Below are 20,186 nucleotides of genomic sequence, written 5' to 3'. Positions count from 1 at the left end.
TATTCATTTCACTCCCTACAATTTAAAATAAATCACAAAAAAGAAGTACTGAACACTAACTAACATGATCAATACTCCTTTCCTATTTGTTTGATTCTTTCGTTTGATTGGCAGTACTGTTTTTTTGCTGACAATTTTCGCAAACACCATGAAAAGTTAAACGATGGTCTTTGACAATAAAATGAAAGCGACTTTCTACAACACGTTCAATGTCTTCTAATAAATCATCGTGAACTTCCTCAATATTGCCACATTCAATACATAACAAATGATGATGGAAATGCTTAGCACCTTCTTTACGTACATCATAACGCGCCAATCCATCATTAAAGCTAATCTTATTGACGATATTCAGCTCTGTTAGAATTTCCAATGTCCGATATACTGTTGCTAAACCAATATCTGGACTTTTGTCTTTTACTAACATATACACTTCTTCAGCACTTAAATGATCTTTTTCATTTTCTAGCAAAACAGCAACTGTTGCCTCACGTTGAGGGGTTAATTTAAAACCTGCTGAATGCAATTGATTTTTAATTTTTAATAGGGGAGATTCAGTTGTTTTCACTATAATAGCCTCACTTATTTATAATTAGTACAAACTCTATCTATTCCAGTTTATATAAATTACAATCTAACTGCAATGAGTTTCTTCTATTATAACACAGTTTTTGAATAAAATCCTAATCTTCATTCTCATTTAGTGCTTCAACTAAAATTGTTTCTCCATTTTGTTGAACAATTCTACGTTGCTTCATTAGATTTCCTAAAGCTCGCTTAAATTGCCCTTTGCTAATACCAAATCGTTCTTGGATTGCTTGTGGATCACTTTTATCTGTATACGGGAAACTACCTGTTTGAGTTCGCTCTAAAATAGCTAATAACATCCCCGCATCGTCACCAATTGCTTCAAAAGCTCTTGGCATTAAAGAAATATTCAATAAGCCATCTGGTCGAACACCAATCACACGTCCATTGACTACTTCACCTAATCTTGGTTCATCTTTACGTTCTGACGGATGAATAAAGCCTAGATAATTGTCTTCTGTAAGAATATACGTACCTACAAGTTTCAAACGAAATGCTGTTCCAACAATATTTTTATTATTCAACTCTTCAAGTTCACCTTTACGAGCCATTGACTGAAAAATTGATTCTTCAGCTAATGTACCCCACATACGATCTTTTTGATCGACTTGAATCGCAATCATTAATTGATCGCCTTTTTTAGGCCATAAACGTTTCTCAGTTGGAAGTTCATCCAATGAAACAACCATTTCTTTATCAGGTAAACCAATATCAACAAATACACCTAAGTCTTTTCTTGTTTCAATAACAGTTCCCCAAGCATAATGACCTACTCGAACTTTTGGGATTTCTTGCGTCATCATAAAGTCTTTATTCATAGCAACATAAGCAAAACCTTCAACTGTATCGCCTAATTGATAATTCATTTTTTCAGTTTTCTTTAAGCGGTATGTTACACCATCCTTCTGGATAAAATACGCCTTATCATTTTCATCTGTTACCATTCCAGTAACAATTCTACCTAAAGATTCATTCATTTTTTTGTGCCTCCGTTTTTCATCTGTTTTTATTATAGCCTAGAAACACCAGTTTGCCTATCAATTTTCATTTTGGACTAATTTGTAGGACTTGTAAAATGCAGTAAGTTAGGCCTGCTGCAATTACTGGACCTGCTGCTACACCTTTAAAAAGAACAACTCCCATAATTGTACCAAAGACTAGCGCCACAGTTACTTCAGGACTAGCCGCCAACAATCCAACCCCTTTACTAGACAATAAAGAAACACCCACACCACAAATAACCGCAATCCAACCTAAAGGTGATTTGAAAGCATTTAACAGTTCTCTAAAGCCAATCTGACCAGTAGCAATCGGAATTAGAATGGAAATCGTAATCACTGTTACACCCCAATTGATCCCTTTCGTTTGGATCGCTTCCATCCATTTATCTGTTTGTGGAATTAATTTTAATACTAATACAACTGCCGTCGCAATGATCAAAGATTGATTTTTTGCTACTATACCAATTCCTAAAATAATTGCTAAAAAAAGCCAACTTTCAAACATAAACATTCGCCCCTTCTTCTCCTTACTTATTTTAACTAAAAAACCAGCAGAATAAAAGAGAAAACACCAAGAACTAAGTATTCTCTAAGAATTAATTCAATTATAAAAACAGGTGTTCATTTTTAGTTTGTTTCACACCATTCTTTTGTTACTTATAAACCTTAATTATCTTTATAGTTACTCAATATCGCCTAACTTGTAACCAACTCCCCAAATAGTTTTAATATATTGTGGCTTAGATGGAACATTTTCAATTTTTTCTCTCAAGCGACGAATATGCACATTGATAACATTTTCATCTCCAAAATATTCTTCTTGCCAAACTTGTTGATAGATTTGTGCTTTAGTAAAAATTTGATCTGGAAACGATATAAATAACACGAATATTTTAAATTCTGTTAAGGTAAGATTTAAATTTCGTCCATTTTTTATCACAACATAATTATTAAAATCTAGTTGTAATTCTCCAATAACTTGTTCTGTTTTTATAATTTTTTCTCTGTTTTTATAATATTTATTTAATAATTTTTTCACATGACTAAGTAATTGGTGAGTGGAAAATGGCTTTTCAAGCCATCTACTTTCGCCAATATCAAATGTATAATTTTGATCTCTACAATCTTTTTTTGAACTCATTAATAGGACTGGAATGTTACTTATTTCTCGGATTTTTTTCAAGAAATAAACCCCACCTTGTTTTGGAATCCTTATATCTAATACAATTAAATCTGGGATTTGGTGTTTAAATTCAAGCAATGCTGTTTCAATATCGCTAGCTAATTTTATGTGATAGCCTTCTTTAAATAATGATTCTGAAACCAGTTCACTAATTTCCATATCATTTTCTACAATTAATATCGTATAATCCAAACCATTTGCCTTCTTTCAAAAATGGAATTCATTTCACAATGAATTCTTCCGTTTACTTCACTATTATACTAAAATAGTGAAGCGAATGAAGTAAATCCTGTCATTTAAAGAAAATCTTAACTTTAAATCAAAAAAACAAAACCTCTCTCACTATTAAAAGGAGTGGTTTTGTCTTAATACGCTTTTCATTTTATTTTTTTAGACTTTCTTTCACCAATCAAGCAATAGACAAAAAATAATAGGCTAACTACTGGAATAATTAATTTCAGCCAATTTATACTTGTAGAAAAATAAATATCATAGTATAAATTCATACCAATAACAACCAGTGCCATCAGCGACATAGCAACATAAATCATCGGTAAGTATTTGCTCCAGTTCACTTTTTTTGAATCTTCTTCCTGCATCATCGCAACCTCCACAATTTAGTCTATATAAAACAATTGTAATCTATTCGATTCCTGATGTAAAGTTACTTTTCTACTTAAAAAATATTAAATAATTAAAAAAAAGACCTAAGCAAAATTGCTTAGGTCGTCTTCTCATTAGAATAATCATTAAATCGCTGTTGTAGCTCCACGGTATACAATACCACGACGAGAATCAACCGTAATTAATTCATCATCATGAATTAATGTTGTTGCATTTGTTGTACCAACAATTACAGGAATTCCCATAGCAATTCCAACAACTGCTGCGTGGCTAGTTAAACCGCCATCTTCAACAACAAGTGCTGCTGATTTTTCGATAGCTGGAAGATAATCTTTATCTGTTGTAGGAACTACAAGAATTCCACCTTCAACAGCATTTGCATTTGCTTCTGCAGCATCTTTAGCAACAATTGCTTTACCAATTACAGAAGTTCTACCGATTCCGTGTCCACTAACTAATTTAGAACCAATTAATTGAATCTTCATTAAGTTTGTTGTTCCACGTTCACCAACTGGAACACCAGCAGTGATGATGATTAAATCGCCTTCTTTAGCAAAACCAGTTTCTTGAGAAACACGAGTTGCTAAGTTAAACATATCATCAGTTGAGTTAGGTTTTTCAGCTACTTGAGGATAAACTCCCCATGAAAGTGCTAAACCACGCATTTGACGTTCTGTAAATGTGATTGCAACGATATGAGATTTTGGACGGTATTTAGAAATCATACGTGCAGTGTGACCTGATTCAGTCGCAGCTACGATTGTTTGAATTCCTAAGTTACGTGCAGTATGACCAACTGATTGACCAATTGCTTCTGTCATATCTGTTTTGCTGAATGCTTTCAATGCAAATGCATCTTGATTTACTAAAGCTTCTTCCGTACGGATAGCAATGCTGTTCATTGTTTGAACGGCTTCAACAGGGTAATCCCCAGCAGCTGTTTCACCAGAAAGCATGATTGCATCTGTTCCATCAAAGATCGCGTTTGCCACGTCACTTGCTTCAGCGCGAGTTGGACGAGGATTTTTTTGCATAGAATCTAACATTTGAGTTGCAGTAATTACTGGTTTACCTAATTCGTTACATTTTCTGATTAAAGATTTTTGAACGATAGGAACATCTTCAGTAGGAATCTCAACACCTAAATCTCCACGAGCAACCATTAAACCATCAGAAATCTTCAAGATTTCGTCGATATTATCAACACCCTCTTGGTTTTCGATTTTAGGAATGATTTGGATATGCGTTGCATTGTGTTTTTCTAAAATTTCAGTAATTTCTAAAACATCACTTGCGCGACGAACGAAACTAGCTGCGATATAATCAATATCATTTTCAATTCCGAAAGCAATATCTGCCGCATCTTTTTCAGTGATTCCTGGTAAGTTAATAGATACGTTTGGTACGTTAACACCTTTTTTATTTTTCAAGATACCAGAGTTTTTAACAACAGTTACGATTTCATTAGCGTCACGGTCAATATCCGTAACTTCTAGATCAATTAAACCATCATCTAAAAGAATGTGTGATCCTGGATTTACATCATTGATTAATTCTGGGTAAGAGATAGAGAATTTTTCTTTTGTTCCTTCGATTTGTTTCATTGATAAACGGACAACATCGCCAGTTGTAAATTCGATTTTGCCATCTTTCATATCATGGGTACGGATTTCTGGACCTTTTGTATCTAATAATAAGGCAACCATTTTACCAGTGATTTTTGATGCTTCACGGATATTTTTAATACGCGCACCATGCTCTTCAAAGTCACCATGTGAAAAGTTTAAACGACAAACGTTCATTCCAGCTTCGATCAATTTCACTAGAGTTTCTACTGATTCACTTGCTGGACCAATTGTACATACAATTTTCGTTTTTTTCATTTTTTATAATCTCTCCCAAAAATATATTTTTTACCATAAAGGTTTAAGCTCGATCGTACTAACTGATCTTAATAAGAAATTTCTTTGTTTAATTGGTATAAAGATAAGTCTGCTACGTGTTTGCCTTTTTCAAGTGTTTCCACAATATTGTTTTCAACAATCTTGTTATCACGGATACCTACACACAAACCGCCTTTACCTTCTTTTAACAAATCAACAGCATGTGCACCAAATGTACTAGCAAGCACACGGTCACGAGCTGATGGTGCGCCACCACGTTGAACATGTCCTAAAACTGTTACACGTGCATGATAATCACCATGTTTCGCTAATTCTTCAGCAAATTCATTGCCACCCATTACACCTTCAGCAACCACAATTAAACTATGTTTTTTACCACGGTCACGGCCTTTTTGGATTGTTTCAGCAACTTCTGCCATATCAAAATCTTTTTCTGGAATAATAATTTGTTCTGCACCACCAGCGATACCAGCCCAAAGAGCGATATCTCCTGCGTCACGTCCCATTACTTCAATAATGAATGTACGAACATGACTTGTTGCAGTATCACGAATTCTATCAATGGATTCCAATACTGTGTTGATTGCTGTATCAAAACCAATACAAAAATCAGTTCCGGGAATATCATTATCGATTGTTCCTGGCAAACCAACAGCTGGATAACCATGTTTTGTTAAAGCCATTGCACCATGGTAAGAACCATCTCCACCAATAACAACTAAGCCTTCAATACCAAATTTTTTCAATTGCTCGATTCCTTTTAATTGGCCTTCCTCAGTGGCAAATTCAGGATAACGTGCAGAATATAGGAATGTTCCTCCTCGTTGGATCATATCCCCTACATCACTAATTGATAGTTTACGAATATCTCCAGCAACTAAGCCGGCAAAACCGTAGTTGATGCCATAAACTTCCATACCTTCGTAAATTCCTTTACGAACAACTGCGCGAACGGCAGCATTCATACCTGGAGCGTCTCCGCCACTTGTTAGAACAGCGATACGTTTCATATACCTCTCACCTCATAGAATTATTATCATAGAAATTACTTTTAACTGAATAAAAATAATCTTTATGTCTTCCCTAAACCTTTTTCCAAGCTATTATTCTGAAAAGGAACAATAACACAGTAAAAAGCTCACATGGCTATTTTAACACTTTTCCTAGCAATTGTCTTTTCAAAATGGCGAATTTGCAAAAAAAGAAGCGTATTTGTGCAATTTACCTAATTTCAACTAAATTTAGTTCCCTTTTTGAATAATAATATTGCCCTTTCCTAATAATTTTTCTAATTCTGTTACAAATTCTGCCGAACCGTCAACCCAACCAGATTCATTCACGACAATTTTACGATTTGTTTTTACATAGAATAAAATGACTGGTACATTTCCTGCATAGTTTTGCATCATTTGGTTCATTTCTTTTAATTTATCAGGTGCATCTAATTCTGGTTGAATCCGAATAAAGCATTTATCCTTACTACTTTCTTGCCCCAATAAAGTGGCATCCGCAATATGATTAATCAATACTTGCTTCTCTTCTTGCTGGCCTTCTTCAACTTTTCCTTCTATATAAAGAATCTTGTTTTTCTCAATTAAGCGTCCATATTGACGTAGTTTTTGCGGAAACAACGTTAAAGAACATTCGCCAGATTGATCATTGACTTGAACAAAAGCCATTTGCTCGCCTTTTTTTGTTCTAATTTTCCGAATATTTTTAACCAAACCAATAAATCGGTCATTTTTTCCTGCTTGTAAATCAATAATATAACTTGCCTGCTTCACAAAGCGCAGATTTTCAAACCCTTCAATTGGATGACCAGATAAATATGCCCCCAGAACTTGTTCTTCATATTCAAGCTTTTCATCTATCGAAATATCCGCTACGTTTGTTTCATATTTGGGTGCTAACACATCAAAAAGTTGAACATTATTGCCACTGAATTTTACACTTGATAAAATGCCATCTAATGAAGCTAATAACACACCTCTAGAATAGCCAAATTCATCAAATGCTCCAGCATAAATAAAAGGACGAATAATCTCATCTTTGAGCCATTTATTATCTAAACTTCTTAAAAAAGCAACCAAATCTTGATAGGAACCATGCGCTTTTCTAAACTCAATAATCTCCTGTATTAAATCACGACGAAGTCCTTTGATGCTGTTTAGTCCAAATTGAATCTTCCCTGCTTTTAAGGAAAAGACATAGCCGCTTTGATTAATACTTGGTGGCAAGACTTCAATTTTCCGTTTTTTCGCTTCCAATAAATACTCTTTAATTTTCGTTGGATTATTAATGGCTGAATTTAACAATGCTGCAAAAAAAGCATGAGGATAATGAGCTTTCAAATACGCCAGTTGATACGCAATAAATGAATAGCCCACTGCATGTGCTCGATTGAAACCATAATTGGCAAAACGTTCTATATAAGAATAAACGGTTGTCGCAACGTCACTTGTATAGCCCTGCGCTAAAGCACCTTCGACAAAATGTTTCCGCTCTTGATCAATCACATCTTTTTGTTTCTTACTCATAGCCCGTCGTAAAATATCCGCTTGACCTAATGTGAAACCACCCATTTTTGACGCAACTTGCATAACCTGTTCTTGATACACCATGACTCCATAAGTAATTCCTAGAATGTCTTTCAAACTATCATCTGGATAGTCAATGGGTACAATTCCTTTTTTACGGTCAATAAATAAATCAATTTGCTCCATTGGACCTGGACGATACAAAGCATTAACTGCGGCGACATCTTCAATAGAAGTTGGTCCTAATTTGCGTAAGACATTTTTAATACCGGTTGATTCAAACTGAAAGACACCCGATGTATCTGCCTTTCTAAAAATTTCCAAAGTTGTCTGATCATCCATTGGAATACTATGAATATCAACTATTTCACCATTTTCACGTTTCACTAATTGAAGTGCATTATCTAAAATTTGCAGATTTCTCAGTCCTAAAAAATCCATTTTTAATAGTCCAATCTCTTCCACATTTCCCATAGCATATTGGGTCAAATGAATATCGTTGCTACCTTCTTGTAAAGGAATTAACGATACCAAAGGTCGATCACTAATAACAACACCCGCCGCATGAGTCGAAACATGTCGTGGCAAGCCTTCAATTCGTTTAGCAGTATCGAATAAAAGCTTATTTTTTTCATTTTCATTGACTAAATTTTGCAAGTTTTTTGAGAGTTTAAAGGCTTCGCTTAGGGTAATCCCTAAAACACTAGGAATCGCCTTCGACCAAACATTGGCTTCATTTTGATTCAAACCAAATACTCTGGCTACATCACGTAAAGCCATTTTAGCTGCTAACGTTCCAAAAGTCGCAATCTGAGCAACATGTCCTTGACCATACTTTTCTTTAACATAGTGCAATACTTTTTCTCGGCGATTATCAGGGAAATCTAAATCAATATCGGGCATAGTGAATCGTTCTTCATTTAAAAAACGCTCAAATAGCAAATCATAGTCAATTGGATCAACATCGGTAATCTCTAGTACATATGACACCAATGATCCTGCAGCTGAACCACGACCGGCACCAGTCAGTATCTTCGTTTTATGAGCGTAAGCCATTAAATCCCAGACAATTAAAAAGTAATCATCAAAACCCATTTTATGAATAATGCCTAGCTCGTAGGTCAATCTTTCATGGTAACGAGCATCTGCATTAGGAACTCTTTTAGCTAAACCCGCTTGACATTGTGCCAGTAAATAAGCAACCGTTGTCTCAGCTGTTGGAATCGGATATTTTGGTAATAAATGTTGATGTAAATCAATCTCAGTATGAATTCTGTCAGCTATGAGGCTTGTTTCCTTTGCTGCTGATTCTAATCCCACCACTTTAAACCGCTCACTAATGGCTGTCGCTTCTGGTAAATAATATGGACCGCTAGTGGAATTAATTGCTAAATCTAGCTTTAGACCTTGATCAACAGCACGTAACACTTTTGTACTAAAATCATCATTGGGATCTAAGTAACGTACATCATGCATTGCTACAGTTTTTAACTGATGCTTCGTTGCCAATTGACCTAAAGATTCTTGAATTCCAATCAAATTTTGATGCACTTGAACGCCAATATAAAAATTATCTGCCGAGAATAACGTTAACCATTTTGCTAAACTATCCTCTGCCAATTGCTCTTGTTGGTTCAAAAGAGCTTGTTCAATTTCCCCTGTTTCTCCTGGAGTAATGGCAATCAAATCTGTTAAATAAGGGCTTATTTTTTGAAAATCTAATTGTTCACGTTCAGATAAAAGCATTTTTTCTGTCGATAATGCCATTAAATTTTGATACCCTTGCTTATTTTTTGCTAATAATACTAAGGGATAATTGTCTTCGCTACGAACTGCGCCTGAAACTTCTAACGTTAAGCCTAAAATTGGTTTAATTTCATGCTTCAAGCAAGCTTTATAAAAATCAACTACTCCATAAAGTACATTATAATCCGTTAATGCCAACGCTGAATAGCCTTTATTTTTAGCCGAAATGACCAACTGTTCAATTGAGGTGGTGCTTTTCAACAAACTATAGGCACTAATAACTTGTAGCTGTACAAAGGTCATATGATGGCTCACTCCTTATTCTTCTTCATTCCTTTCATTATAACCTGTTTCCAGCCTACAAAGCAAACAAACATTCCCTTCTTGATTCCTAGTTCGCATAATGACTCTTATCCTTAAATAAACAAGGATATCCCTTTACAATTCACTAATTTATGATAAAATTAAGGCGAATGAGAAGAGGTGCAAATCAATGAAATATATCGTAACTTTATTTTGGGCCTTTTGTTTAGGACAAGCTGCTTATTATATCGGAAGTGCCCTAGGCAACAGCACATATGATTTCAAATTAGCAACATTACTTGGCTTAGTTGGTGGCGTACTTGTTATCGCTATTGGAGAAGTCCTTTCAAGTGATACTAAAAAAAGTGAAACAAAAACGACAGAATTGTAATTACAATTCCGTCGTTTTTTATTTTTGTTGATTAAGTAGTATACATAAGTTCATGATACAGCTCTAATTGTTTGGCTTTAATTTGATTAATCAGCTCTAATGCCTTGGGTTCTCCAACATGATACGCTTTATGGAGTTCCGCTGAAATCGTCAGTAAATTAGCTTCGTGATCGCTTCCACCCTCTGAAACTAAAATCAGATGATGAATTTCCACTTGTCCATTACTAGCAGGAATCCGAACTCCATAACGATTGGTGAAAGCCAAATCTTCCCCTGTTCCACGGCAATAAAAACGATCTCGACAAGCAATACGGTAAGGTAAAGCACTGACTCCACGCTTAAAATAAGTCACTTTTCCATATGCTCTGGAACACTTATCTGCACAAAATGAACGACGAGGCGCTACTAAGGATTTGCCACACCATTTGCATGTAGTTGAATCCTCACGAAAATCCACTTTCCCATAACCAAGAGCTTCCCCAAAGTTTTTTTCATATTCAGCTAATCCCAACCATCTTCGATTAAAAGTGGCTTCATTCGTGTCGTATCTTAACTGGCTGCCTTTGGTTTTATAGATGTATTTATCTGGAATCTCAGCAATCGAAGCTTTCACTTCTGCTTGACGTTCTTTATCTGAAAAAGCAGCAAAACCCGTAGTCGCTTTTAATTCACCAACACCCAGTTGACTAACTGTTTTGCATTTAAAACAAATATAAAAGCTCTCATTAGTTGCAGCTCCGCTTTCTGGAAAAAGTAAATCAACTTTCCTAGAACAAGTTGGACAATACGCCATTGGCGCTTTAAATCGATGATACTCCATGTGATTCCCTCGGTTCTACCTATAAATTTGCATTCAGTTTATTTAGTATACTAAGATTTCAGAGAATCCTCAATATCTAACTTGAAAGAGAGTCAGTCCGCTTTAGCTTTTTTAAAACCACTATAAACCAAATATCCTGTCCAACAGCTAAACAACCATGTAATAATGAATGTCGTTAAAAAAGTAGTCATACTCTCTGTTTGAAAAGATAGAATACACATCTTAATTCCAACACCTACAATGAAAAAATTAAAAAAATACCCAAATAATCGACCGATCGCTTGAATAATTATTTTTGGAAAAACAAACATTCCACACCTCCTTAATTAGTTAGGGTTTAATGCTAAGATACTAAAAACTGTTTACTATCAATGCGATTCAGTAAAATCAGTGTTACAAATTTCAGTTCAATCAGGTTCGCATTTGCGGATTATACAACTTAGTTTCAAAATTTTCTATGTTTAAAAAAATAGATGATTCTATTTTAGAAGCCCGATAAATGAATCAAAATCATCAGCTACCCACTTTGTTATCGGTGAAAATTCATCTGACTCTGCATGATACCATATACTTATACATGGTTGCTCAGGATTCGTTCTATAATCTAAACAAACAAAATCCCCCGCAAATAGCGCTCCTATCGGGATAATTTTCTTTCCTATTTGATTACCATCATTAGTTAATCGCTCACTAATTTGTGAAATGACAACTTCTATATCGGTCCACCCATACTCAGATTCATTAATTTCATCCCCTAATAAAGACAAAAACCTCTCAATAATATATTCATTACCCTCTACTTTAAACGTATTTGTAATAGGAATGACTCCATTGTAGTTGTTCAAAAATGATTTATATGTTAAAGGTAATTTCATTCTATAATATTTTTCGACATCTTCAATCAATTTTTCAGTTGGTGCTGGTAATATACTATCTTCTTTTGCCCTAAACAAATCAATTCATCCTCTCTATCTTTTAGCATCAGCCCATTCACCAGGCGCTCTTCCACCTTTATGCCATGTAGAATTATGAATGCCGAATTCTACGAGTTCCATTTTACCAGGAATTTCACTATGATGCCATATATATCCAGCCGGCCTACCATTTGGTAATTGCTTATCTAACCATTCAAATTGTACCTTATCTCCTTTCATCCATAATTCCTTAGGAAGTTCTTTGATGACTGGAAATCCGTTAATTTTATAAATTACATCAGCTTTTTTAAAATCTGGAAATTTAGTATCTGGTTTCATTGGAACAGCTGGAATATATCCTTTTATTTTAGCTGTCTCTCTAATTTCCGCTATTTGAATATCATTTAATTTTTCAGAACCTGGTATATCTCTCCATTTCCAATTGCTATTACTATTAACCTTTCCAGCATATGCCTTTGCAAATTCATCTAAAACTTCGTTAAAGTTCTTAGTTCCACTAATAAACCCTTCTATACTATTAGGTTTAGCACCGTTAATTTTTTTATAACTCCCTGTTCCGGTATCTGTGTCTTTATTTAAAGAGTACTCTTTGCCGTTCTTAGTTCCAGTAATTTTCTGACTTTTACTTGTAGGAACTTGCTGGAGTGTGAGCGGATGTGTTCCATAATAACCCGCAATTCCCACTACCGCAATCAGACTAGCAATTGTTGACCAATGCTGAAGCTTTTCAAGATCGGTTAAAGGTTCTCCAGTATCATAATCTTTTCCTTCCCTTAATTCAATTGCTAATTTAGAGAATTCATCAAGTTCTCCTCTTCCTGCAATCATGTCCCTTCCATATAAAGCTACTTGTTTTTTTATCCACTCTGTATAGGCCTGATTGATCTTGATATCTTCTGGTGTAATTTTGGTGGGATCGGTCACCCACATCCATTGCCTTGTTCCATTAACTTCAACTAATTTGTAAGTTCGTTTATCTAATTCTTTCTGTAGTTTTAATCCTTCAGCTTCAGCTTCCTTAATTTGTTCTTATTCTTTTTTCTTTTGTTTATCTTCCCATTTCCGATTAATCGTACCTGCCCATTCTAAGTTTAACCCAAGTGTCGAAAATGTACCAGTTGACTGGTTCCAAGCTTTACCATCCATTAATATTCCTACGCCAATTTCTAATTCGGCTAACTGGGCATCTAATTCATCAGCTATCTGAATGGAAAAATAATCAAATTCTCTTAATTCATCTAACTTTCTCGTTGTATAAATGCTCATTTCTTGCATATTATCAATCATTTTATCTACTAGTCCGGTTTTATCTTCTAATGAATCTAACATTTGAGACAGATGGTTATATTGTTTAATACGAGCTTCAAGAATATGTTCTTGTAAGTCATTCACATCTACCTCTTCTAAGTAGCGATTTAATAACGTTTGATTTGACGTAATCATTGTTTCAGAAACTAATATAAATCCTTTTGTCACTGGTAAATAGACATTTTTGAAATAATTCTTCATTGAATCGTAAGTAAGTCCCGTTAATGATGGCTCTATGATAATAGCATTTAAGGATTTTTGAATTTCTTCCATCACTTGAATCGTATTTTGAGAATCTCTCGTTATCTCTTCTAGCTGCGTTTGCAGTTCACCGACATAGACATTAATACTCATGGGACTTCTCCTGTGCCAATAAGCTTTGTTTTTCCATTAGCAAAGAGTCCAACTTTTTAACTAACGAACTCTTTTCTCTGATTAACTCCTCTTTCATATCCTCATACTTAAGCCTAAACTGTTGTTGGGTTATAGAAAATTCATCTGACACCGATTCCGTGCGATACCTCATTTCTCCATCTTGCCAAATTGCTTGATCCTCGTGAAAAGAATGAAGCACACGTTGAAAAATAGAATCAGCAGCTTCACAGTTATCTTCATACTTTTGATACCCACGTTCTGAATCTTCCAGTTGTTCCCTCACTTGTCTTAATTGAAAATCAATTTCTTCCAAATTTTGAGTCATTTAAATCCTCCCATCCCAGTAAATTGCTGCTTCAATTGAGTATCGATTGCTTCAAAATCGCTAGCTACACTATGTATATTAGCAATATCTTTCCTTAATGCACTACAAAATGAGTTCGTTAAAACTTGTTTTTTTTGACTTAAAGAAGCAGATTTAGAATTTCCTTGTAAGGTTGTTTGAGTTGCTGTAAAAATAGGTTTTGCTGAATTGATTGGAGTAACTGCACTTGATAAATTTGTTGCTAGCAGACTTGCCCTATCTAGGTTACTTTTAAACTGTACCATGATGTCCCCTCCTTTTTAGTTAAAATAATCTTACCATATTAAATACACACTTATTTAATAATAAAATACTAATAATTAAGAATTTAAAAAAACTAACTTAACACTTATTTTGTGACTTATGGGTCTCACAAAATTTCCATGTTAAGTTAGCCTGTACTAAATACTAGCTTAAAAAATAAGTAAAAATTCGGCACATTTTATTCTCGTATTTTAAGCATAACTACTTAATACTACAAACAAAAAAATATGAAGAGAAATTCTAAACATATTGTCAATAAATTAGTTTTTCATTACAAAATTAATAAAAACGTTAAAAAGACTAGTATTTCTATCAATTTTTAGATACAATGAACTGGTCGATACAACTATTGACAAAGGCAACGCAACAATCATTTACTGATGATGTTTGCGAATCAAAAAAACTAGTGACCGCTAGTTTTTAGATTGCCTTTTTTTCGTTCGATCTTATGGTAATTAAAGTACAAAAAAATAGCATTAGCTGCACTACTCGCTAATACCTGTGACAAACAATTATTGACTGATATTTTATGGTTCCTCAAAAAAAGTGCTAGTTATTAATTTTTGAGTATACATCATTCATTTCAGCAAATATTGATTTGTTAACTGGTATCATAAAGTTACTGCTTATTAGATACTGTTCTTTGTGGATAGATGACCGTCTTTCCTCAAAGTTTTTTATTCTTTAATCATTCATAGTTTAACTTATCTTGATAGATAAGGTCAATTAACTAGGTAATTTTTTTATACTATCAAATTTATTTTAAAATCATATGGCTAGTTCATAGCTAAAAATTGCGTTATTACTTCTAACCCAAACTCTTTAGCATCCTTTTTAATCGCTAAAACCATATTTTGATTATCATTTAAAAGAGCTAGAGAACCTGCCATAATAAAGTTTTTCTCTGCTGTTTCTTTTTGATTTAATTTATATAAGTTATAAGCTTTCTCATAGATTAAATATTCTTGACCAAAATCAATATGATTATTTTTACAATGTTCTAAACCTTTTTCAGACATTTCAACGGCTTTTTTATATTCTAACATTTCGGAATAGTATGTTGCTGTATTAAAATACACTTTAATAATCTCAGGATTTCTTATATCAAAACTATCTAATTTTGATATAGGTTCCAAAAGTTTTAAAGCATTTTCAAAATACGTTTTTGCTTTATTGCTATCTTTTTCCATATAATAAGTAATGGCTATCCCATTGATTGCTAGTATATGAAATAGATTAATATTTTCTGGATGAATCGCAATTACTTGATTAAAGTTATAATGGGCTTCTCGATAATTATTTTCACCAATTAATGACGTAATTCCAAAATAATAATAATATTTCATTCTTTGTAGATCTGTTGTTAATTGATCAAAGTCTATTGACTCTACTATTATTTTTTTTGCTTCACCATGTTTAATTTTATTACACAATAATTGAACTTCATTAAATTCATCATAATACATAGAATTATCAGATTTCATTGTTTCATAAAATTGTTCCAGCGGAATATTAAGCCTTTCAACTATAACTAGTAAAATCTCTAATGTAGGCAAACGTCCCAAGTTTTCAAGGTTACTAATCGTACCTTGCGTACATATTCCTCCACTTAACACTTCTTGTGAAAGTTTATGTTTCTTCCTTTCTGTTTTTATGAGTTCCCCTAAATTTGATTTTTTCATAACCTTCCCCTTTCTCTGCGCCCATTGCTTTATTTTACACTATATTATATAATTAATACATACTTATTTTAAAAAAGGAGGAATAACATTGCAAAATTTAACTATTGATGAAAATTTAACTACTTTAATCTCCACATATGGCAGTATTGGCTTTATTTAATGTTTTAGAACTTATTTAAAATCATTTCATCCCATAGTAGCAAGCTCACAAATCAAAAATTATATTCAACAAAAAGGCAATAGTCACATTAGAAACACTCATGATTGTGCCTTTTCTTTATTCAAATACATAATTATTTTTATTCTCTTATTTTAAAATTCCTATGTATGTGTATCATTCATCAAAAAACCAGCAGAGAATCTACTACAGATTCTCTGCTGGTTTAATTAATCATCTTTTTAATCTGAAAAGGTTACATCATCACTTAAATCAATATTTTCAAAAGCCAATTGTTCATTAAATAAGGTCACAATGACTTTTGTTTTTGGCATCACACGTCCAGCGATAATTTCTTTCGCTAATGGTGTTTCGACTTCTTTTGTTAAGAAGCGTTTCAATGGACGTGCTCCGTAGATTGGATCATAAGCATTTTCAGCAATCCACGTTTTGGCTTCATCTGAAATTTCTAAGACAATCTCTTGATCGGCTAAACGAGAACTTAGTGACGCTGACATTTTCACAATAATCCCTTTAACATCCTCTAGGCTTAGTGGAGTAAACAAGACAGTGTCGTCAATTCGGTTTAAGAATTCAGGCTTGAATGAACCTTTTAAGAGTGTCATTACTTGTTCTTCGGTTTCTGGCTCAATATGACCGTTTGCATCGGTTCCTTCTAATAATAAGTTTGAACCAATGTTGCTTGTCATAATTAAGACTGTATTTTTAAAGTCAACTACCCGTCCTTTAGAATCCGTTAAACGACCATCATCTAACACTTGTAAGAGAATGTTAAAGACATCTGGATGTGCTTTTTCAATCTCATCTAACAAAACGATTGTATATGGGCTACGACGAACCGCTTCTGTTAATTGACCGCCTTCTTCATATCCAACATAACCAGGAGGCGCACCAACTAAACGAGAAACACTGTGTTTTTCCATATACTCACTCATATCAATTCGCACCATATGCTCTTCAGAATCAAATAAATTCTCAGCTAGAGCTTTGGCTAATTCTGTTTTCCCAACCCCAGTTGGACCTAGGAATAAGAATGAACCAAGAGGACGAGATGGATCTTGTAAGCCAGCACGCGCACGAATAACAGCATCGGTTACGCTGTCTACTGCTTCTTCTTGTCCAATGACACGTTGATGCAACGTATCGCCAAGTTTTAGTAGTTTTTCACGATCACCTTCGACTAATTTGCTTACAGGAATACCAGTCATTCTTCCAATTACAGTAGCAATTTCATTATCGGTTACTGCTTCTTGAACAAGACGATCGTCTCCTTGAATTTTCGCTTCATTTTCAGCTTCTAATTCTTCAATTTCTTTTTCTAAAGCTGGAATTTGACCATGGCGCAAGACTGCAGCACGTTCTAAGTCATAGTTGCTTTCCGCATCTTCCAATTCACGACGCGCTTGTTCGATTTCTGCACGTTTGTCGCGGATTTTAGAGACTTCTTCTTTTTCAGTTTCCCATTTCATTTTCAATTGATTGGCTTGTTCTCTCAATTCAGAAAGTTCTTCTTGGATAAGACTTAGACGTTTTTTGCTAGCGTCATCGTTTTCTTTTTTCAAGGCCGCTTCTTCAATCTCTAACTGCATTAAACGGCGTGTTACTTGGTCTAATTCAGTTGGCATTGAATTCATTTCCACTCGAATAGTGGCACAGGCTTCATCAATTAAATCAATCGCTTTATCTGGCAAATAGCGATCTGTGATATAACGATTCGATAAAGTCGCCGCAGCAACTAAAGCATTGTCATGAATATTCACACTGTGGTGAATCTCAAAGCGTTCTTTTAATCCACGTAAAATACTAATTGTATCTTCAACCGTTGGCTCATTCACAACGACTCTTTGGAAACGACGTTCTAACGCTTTGTCTTTTTCCATATATTGACGATATTCATCTAACGTTGTGGCACCAATACAGTGTAGCTCACCACGAGCCAGCATTGGTTTTAATAGATTTCCGGCATCCATACTACCTTCAGTTTTTCCAGCACCAACAATCGTATGAATCTCATCAATAAAGAGAATAATTCGTCCATCACTTTTCTTAACTTCTTTTAAGACTGCTTTTAGACGCTCTTCAAATTCCCCACGGAACTTCGCACCTGCAATTAAGGCACCCATATCCAATGAGAAAATTGTTTTATCTTTTAAGTTTTCTGGAACGTCTTTACGGACGATTCGTTGTGCTAATCCTTCAATAATCGCTGTTTTACCAACACCTGGTTCACCGATTAATACTGGATTATTTTTTGTTTTACGTGAAAGAATCCGAATCACATCGCGGATTTCTTCATCTCGTCCAATAACTGGATCTTGTTTGCCGCTTTTAACAGCTTGGATTAAATCTGTTCCATATTTTTCTAATGCTTGATATTGTTCTTCTTGATTTTGTGATGTCACTCGATCTCCTCCTCGCATTTGTTCAATTAATTCTTTTAAGGCTTTTTCAGTAATGCCTTGTTCTTTTAAATAGTTGGTCAAACTGTAATTTTTTAGTTTCATTAAGCCTAAGACAACTGTTTCTGTTGCCATATACTCATCTTTGAAGCTTTCTCTAATCTTATCCGCTTCTAATAATAAGTTATATAAATTTTGGCTCATGCCTTGACCATATTGGACATTCCCGCCTTCAACGGAAGGATAGCGGTCTAACTCTTGATCGATTTTACTTTCAAAGGCAGCGATATCTAAGCCTACTTCTTGATATAGCCCTCTAGCAAAATGATCTGGAGTTAAAAATATTTTCCATAAATGTACAATATCGATGTCTTGATTATGTCGTGTGACAGCAATTTGCTGTGCATCACCTAAGGCTTGTTGCATTGTTGTAGTTAATTTTTCTAATTCCATTTGGTTTCCCTCCCTATTGCTTTCTGAGTCTATTATACGACATTGGTCAGTAAAGGTCAAACTTTTTTTATGCCTTTTTTAAATTCTTTTTTCACTGCTAAGACTAACAAAAAAAGCCCGTTAGTACAACTTTTAAGGTACTAATGAGCTTGTTTTTTTTAATTAAATTTGTCTGAAATTTCCAACTAAGGCGGTTGTTTGCTGTACATTGACAAAAGCTTTCGGATCCGCTTCTTTGACTATTGTTTCTAGATGAAGCAATTCGTACTTCGATACAACCGTAATAAACATTTTCACAGGTTCGTTGGTGTATAATCCGTAACCACGATCAATGACCGTCACACCATGAATGTAGCATTCTTTCAATTTCGCTTCTACAAGTCCGCCTTTTTTAGTGATGATCGTCACCGTCACTTTTTGCTGACGTGTATGGAAGAAATCCACCATATGACAATTGACATAGATTGCAATAATACTATATAAAGCTAGCTCCCAGCCGAATAAAAAGCCGGCAACGACTAAAATCATGCCATTTACGAAGAAATTTAATTGACCAATTTTACGCCCGGTTGCCATTTGAACAACTATCGCAATAATATCCACGCCACCCGTTGAAAGACCATATTTCAAGCAAATCCCCACACCTATCCCACATAAACCTCCGCCAAAAATTGCGGCAACTAATGGATTCGTGGTTATAACGGTTATCGGAATGACATGCAAGAAAAAAGCCGAAGATAAAACCGAAACTAGACTATAAATCGTAAAGCTACGACCTAATTTTTTCCATGAAAGGAAAATCAATGGCAAATTCAAGACCAAAATTAGGATAGACATGGATACATTATAATGAAGAAATTCTTGTAAGATTTTTGCTAATAATTGCGCTAAACCTGTAATTCCACTTGAGTAAACTTTTGCTGGTACTAGAAAAAAGTTAATTCCAATACTGGCAATCATGCCGTATAAAATAGCTGCTCCTAAACGATGATAGATATCTGCTTTAAAATCAGGTTTTGTTTCTTCTTGTTTATACATGAGACACTCGCCTTTTCAAATTTTAGAACTTCTAAATTTTTTATTTTAGTTAAAATCAATGAATTCTCTACAAAAAAATTATAACACTTCGAC

General features: G+C 34.3%; 19 protein-coding genes. 1 reads left to right on the top strand and 18 read right to left on the bottom strand.

What is annotated here, in order from left to right; translation table 11 throughout:
- Positions 1 to 82: 82 nt before the first annotated feature.
- The 8 genes from fur to dnaE all read right to left on the bottom strand — a co-directional run bounded on the left by fur (position 83) and on the right by dnaE (position 9,886).
- On the bottom strand, positions 83 to 568 hold the full coding sequence (fur, locus tag BR43_RS03670) for a ferric iron uptake transcriptional regulator (protein WP_051933801.1): 486 nt from the start codon (positions 566 to 568) through the stop codon (positions 83 to 85).
- Between the two features lie 115 nt (positions 569 to 683).
- Entirely contained in the window at positions 684 to 1,565 is an 882-nt protein-coding gene (locus tag BR43_RS03665; protein ID WP_034559604.1) for a CvfB family protein, read from the bottom strand.
- Between the two features lie 67 nt (positions 1,566 to 1,632).
- Entirely contained in the window at positions 1,633 to 2,094 is a 462-nt protein-coding gene (locus BR43_RS03660; RefSeq protein ID WP_034559602.1) for a DUF441 domain-containing protein, read from the bottom strand.
- A 177-nt stretch (positions 2,095 to 2,271) separates the two neighbouring features.
- A complete protein-coding gene (locus BR43_RS03655; protein WP_034559601.1) occupies positions 2,272 to 2,964 on the bottom strand; it encodes a response regulator transcription factor in 693 nt (230 codons plus the stop codon).
- Between the two features lie 185 nt (positions 2,965 to 3,149).
- Positions 3,150 to 3,371: a hypothetical protein gene (locus BR43_RS03650; RefSeq protein WP_034559599.1), complete on the bottom strand. Its 222-nt coding sequence runs from the start codon at positions 3,369 to 3,371 to the stop codon at positions 3,150 to 3,152.
- Positions 3,372 to 3,521: 150 nt separating this feature from the next.
- Positions 3,522 to 5,279 (bottom strand): pyruvate kinase, encoded by a 1,758-nt coding sequence (gene pyk / locus BR43_RS03645; protein WP_034559597.1) that lies wholly within the window; start codon positions 5,277 to 5,279, stop codon positions 3,522 to 3,524.
- Positions 5,280 to 5,347: 68 nt separating this feature from the next.
- Entirely contained in the window at positions 5,348 to 6,310 is a 963-nt protein-coding gene (pfkA, locus tag BR43_RS03640) for a 6-phosphofructokinase (protein WP_034559595.1), read from the bottom strand.
- Between the two features lie 231 nt (positions 6,311 to 6,541).
- Positions 6,542 to 9,886, bottom strand: a complete 3,345-nt coding sequence (gene dnaE / locus BR43_RS03635) for a DNA polymerase III subunit alpha (RefSeq protein ID WP_034559592.1) — start codon at positions 9,884 to 9,886, stop codon at positions 6,542 to 6,544.
- A 190-nt stretch (positions 9,887 to 10,076) separates the two neighbouring features.
- Here dnaE and BR43_RS03630 point away from each other — a divergent pair, with 190 nt between their 5' ends.
- Positions 10,077 to 10,277: a YjzD family protein gene (locus BR43_RS03630; RefSeq protein WP_034559590.1), complete on the top strand. Its 201-nt coding sequence runs from the start codon at positions 10,077 to 10,079 to the stop codon at positions 10,275 to 10,277.
- A gap of 31 nt (positions 10,278 to 10,308) precedes the next feature.
- On the opposite strand, the gene BR43_RS03625 is transcribed toward BR43_RS03630, so the two are convergent.
- From BR43_RS03625 to BR43_RS03580, 10 genes are all read right to left on the bottom strand, one after another.
- Positions 10,309 to 11,097, bottom strand: coding sequence for a hypothetical protein (locus BR43_RS03625; protein WP_034559588.1), 789 nt, complete (start codon positions 11,095 to 11,097; stop codon positions 10,309 to 10,311).
- Between the two features lie 92 nt (positions 11,098 to 11,189).
- Positions 11,190 to 11,408: a hypothetical protein gene (locus BR43_RS03620; RefSeq protein WP_034559586.1), complete on the bottom strand. Its 219-nt coding sequence runs from the start codon at positions 11,406 to 11,408 to the stop codon at positions 11,190 to 11,192.
- A gap of 168 nt (positions 11,409 to 11,576) precedes the next feature.
- Entirely contained in the window at positions 11,577 to 12,050 is a 474-nt protein-coding gene (locus BR43_RS03615; RefSeq protein ID WP_034559584.1) for an SMI1/KNR4 family protein, read from the bottom strand.
- Between the two features lie 15 nt (positions 12,051 to 12,065).
- Positions 12,066 to 12,956 (bottom strand): HNH endonuclease signature motif containing protein, encoded by an 891-nt coding sequence (locus BR43_RS18945; protein WP_169741015.1) that lies wholly within the window; start codon positions 12,954 to 12,956, stop codon positions 12,066 to 12,068.
- A 105-nt stretch (positions 12,957 to 13,061) separates the two neighbouring features.
- A complete protein-coding gene (locus tag BR43_RS03605) occupies positions 13,062 to 13,694 on the bottom strand; it encodes a T7SS effector LXG polymorphic toxin (protein ID WP_034559582.1) in 633 nt (210 codons plus the stop codon).
- Entirely contained in the window at positions 13,684 to 14,040 is a 357-nt protein-coding gene (locus tag BR43_RS03600) for a DUF3958 family protein (RefSeq protein ID WP_034559580.1), read from the bottom strand. Before BR43_RS03600 ends, BR43_RS03605 begins: the two co-directional genes overlap by 11 nt.
- On the bottom strand, positions 14,037 to 14,324 hold the full coding sequence (locus tag BR43_RS03595) for a TIGR04197 family type VII secretion effector (RefSeq protein ID WP_034559578.1): 288 nt from the start codon (positions 14,322 to 14,324) through the stop codon (positions 14,037 to 14,039). Before BR43_RS03595 ends, BR43_RS03600 begins: the two co-directional genes overlap by 4 nt.
- A 795-nt stretch (positions 14,325 to 15,119) precedes the next feature.
- A complete protein-coding gene (locus BR43_RS03590) occupies positions 15,120 to 16,025 on the bottom strand; it encodes a helix-turn-helix transcriptional regulator (protein WP_034559575.1) in 906 nt (301 codons plus the stop codon).
- Between the two features lie 399 nt (positions 16,026 to 16,424).
- Positions 16,425 to 19,055 (bottom strand): ATP-dependent chaperone ClpB, encoded by a 2,631-nt coding sequence (gene clpB / locus BR43_RS03585; RefSeq protein ID WP_034559572.1) that lies wholly within the window; start codon positions 19,053 to 19,055, stop codon positions 16,425 to 16,427.
- Positions 19,056 to 19,217: 162 nt separating this feature from the next.
- Complete coding sequence (locus BR43_RS03580; protein WP_051933799.1) at positions 19,218 to 20,093, bottom strand: YitT family protein; 876 nt, start codon at positions 20,091 to 20,093, stop codon at positions 19,218 to 19,220.
- Between the last annotated feature and the right edge of the window lie 93 nt (positions 20,094 to 20,186).

Origin of the sequence: Carnobacterium gallinarum DSM 4847, assembly GCF_000744375.1 — a bacterium.
Taxonomy (GTDB): Bacteria; Bacillota; Bacilli; order Lactobacillales; family Carnobacteriaceae; genus Carnobacterium; species Carnobacterium gallinarum.
Note: the sequence above shows the minus strand (reverse complement) of the source record. Positions and strands in the feature narration are given on the sequence as shown.

Coding starts and splice junctions, on each gene's coding strand:
- BR43_RS03665 (WP_034559604.1), bottom strand. CDS start 1,565: ATGAATGAATCTTTAGGTAGAATTGTTACTGGAATGGTAACAGATGAA.
- BR43_RS03660 (WP_034559602.1), bottom strand. CDS start 2,094: ATGTTTGAAAGTTGGCTTTTTTTAGCAATTATTTTAGGAATTGGTATA.
- BR43_RS03650 (WP_034559599.1), bottom strand. CDS start 3,371: ATGCAGGAAGAAGATTCAAAAAAAGTGAACTGGAGCAAATACTTACCG.
- pyk (WP_034559597.1), bottom strand. CDS start 5,279: ATGAAAAAAACGAAAATTGTATGTACAATTGGTCCAGCAAGTGAATCA.
- pfkA (WP_034559595.1), bottom strand. CDS start 6,310: ATGAAACGTATCGCTGTTCTAACAAGTGGCGGAGACGCTCCAGGTATG.
- dnaE (WP_034559592.1), bottom strand. CDS start 9,886: ATGACCTTTGTACAGCTACAAGTTATTAGTGCCTATAGTTTGTTGAAA.
- BR43_RS03630 (WP_034559590.1), top strand. CDS start 10,077: ATGAAATATATCGTAACTTTATTTTGGGCCTTTTGTTTAGGACAAGCT.
- BR43_RS03625 (WP_034559588.1), bottom strand. CDS start 11,097: ATGGAGTATCATCGATTTAAAGCGCCAATGGCGTATTGTCCAACTTGT.
- BR43_RS03620 (WP_034559586.1), bottom strand. CDS start 11,408: ATGTTTGTTTTTCCAAAAATAATTATTCAAGCGATCGGTCGATTATTT.
- BR43_RS03605 (WP_034559582.1), bottom strand. CDS start 13,694: ATGAGTATTAATGTCTATGTCGGTGAACTGCAAACGCAGCTAGAAGAG.
- BR43_RS03600 (WP_034559580.1), bottom strand. CDS start 14,040: ATGACTCAAAATTTGGAAGAAATTGATTTTCAATTAAGACAAGTGAGG.
- BR43_RS03595 (WP_034559578.1), bottom strand. CDS start 14,324: ATGGTACAGTTTAAAAGTAACCTAGATAGGGCAAGTCTGCTAGCAACA.
- BR43_RS03590 (WP_034559575.1), bottom strand. CDS start 16,025: ATGAAAAAATCAAATTTAGGGGAACTCATAAAAACAGAAAGGAAGAAA.
- clpB (WP_034559572.1), bottom strand. CDS start 19,055: ATGGAATTAGAAAAATTAACTACAACAATGCAACAAGCCTTAGGTGAT.
- BR43_RS03580 (WP_051933799.1), bottom strand. CDS start 20,093: ATGTATAAACAAGAAGAAACAAAACCTGATTTTAAAGCAGATATCTAT.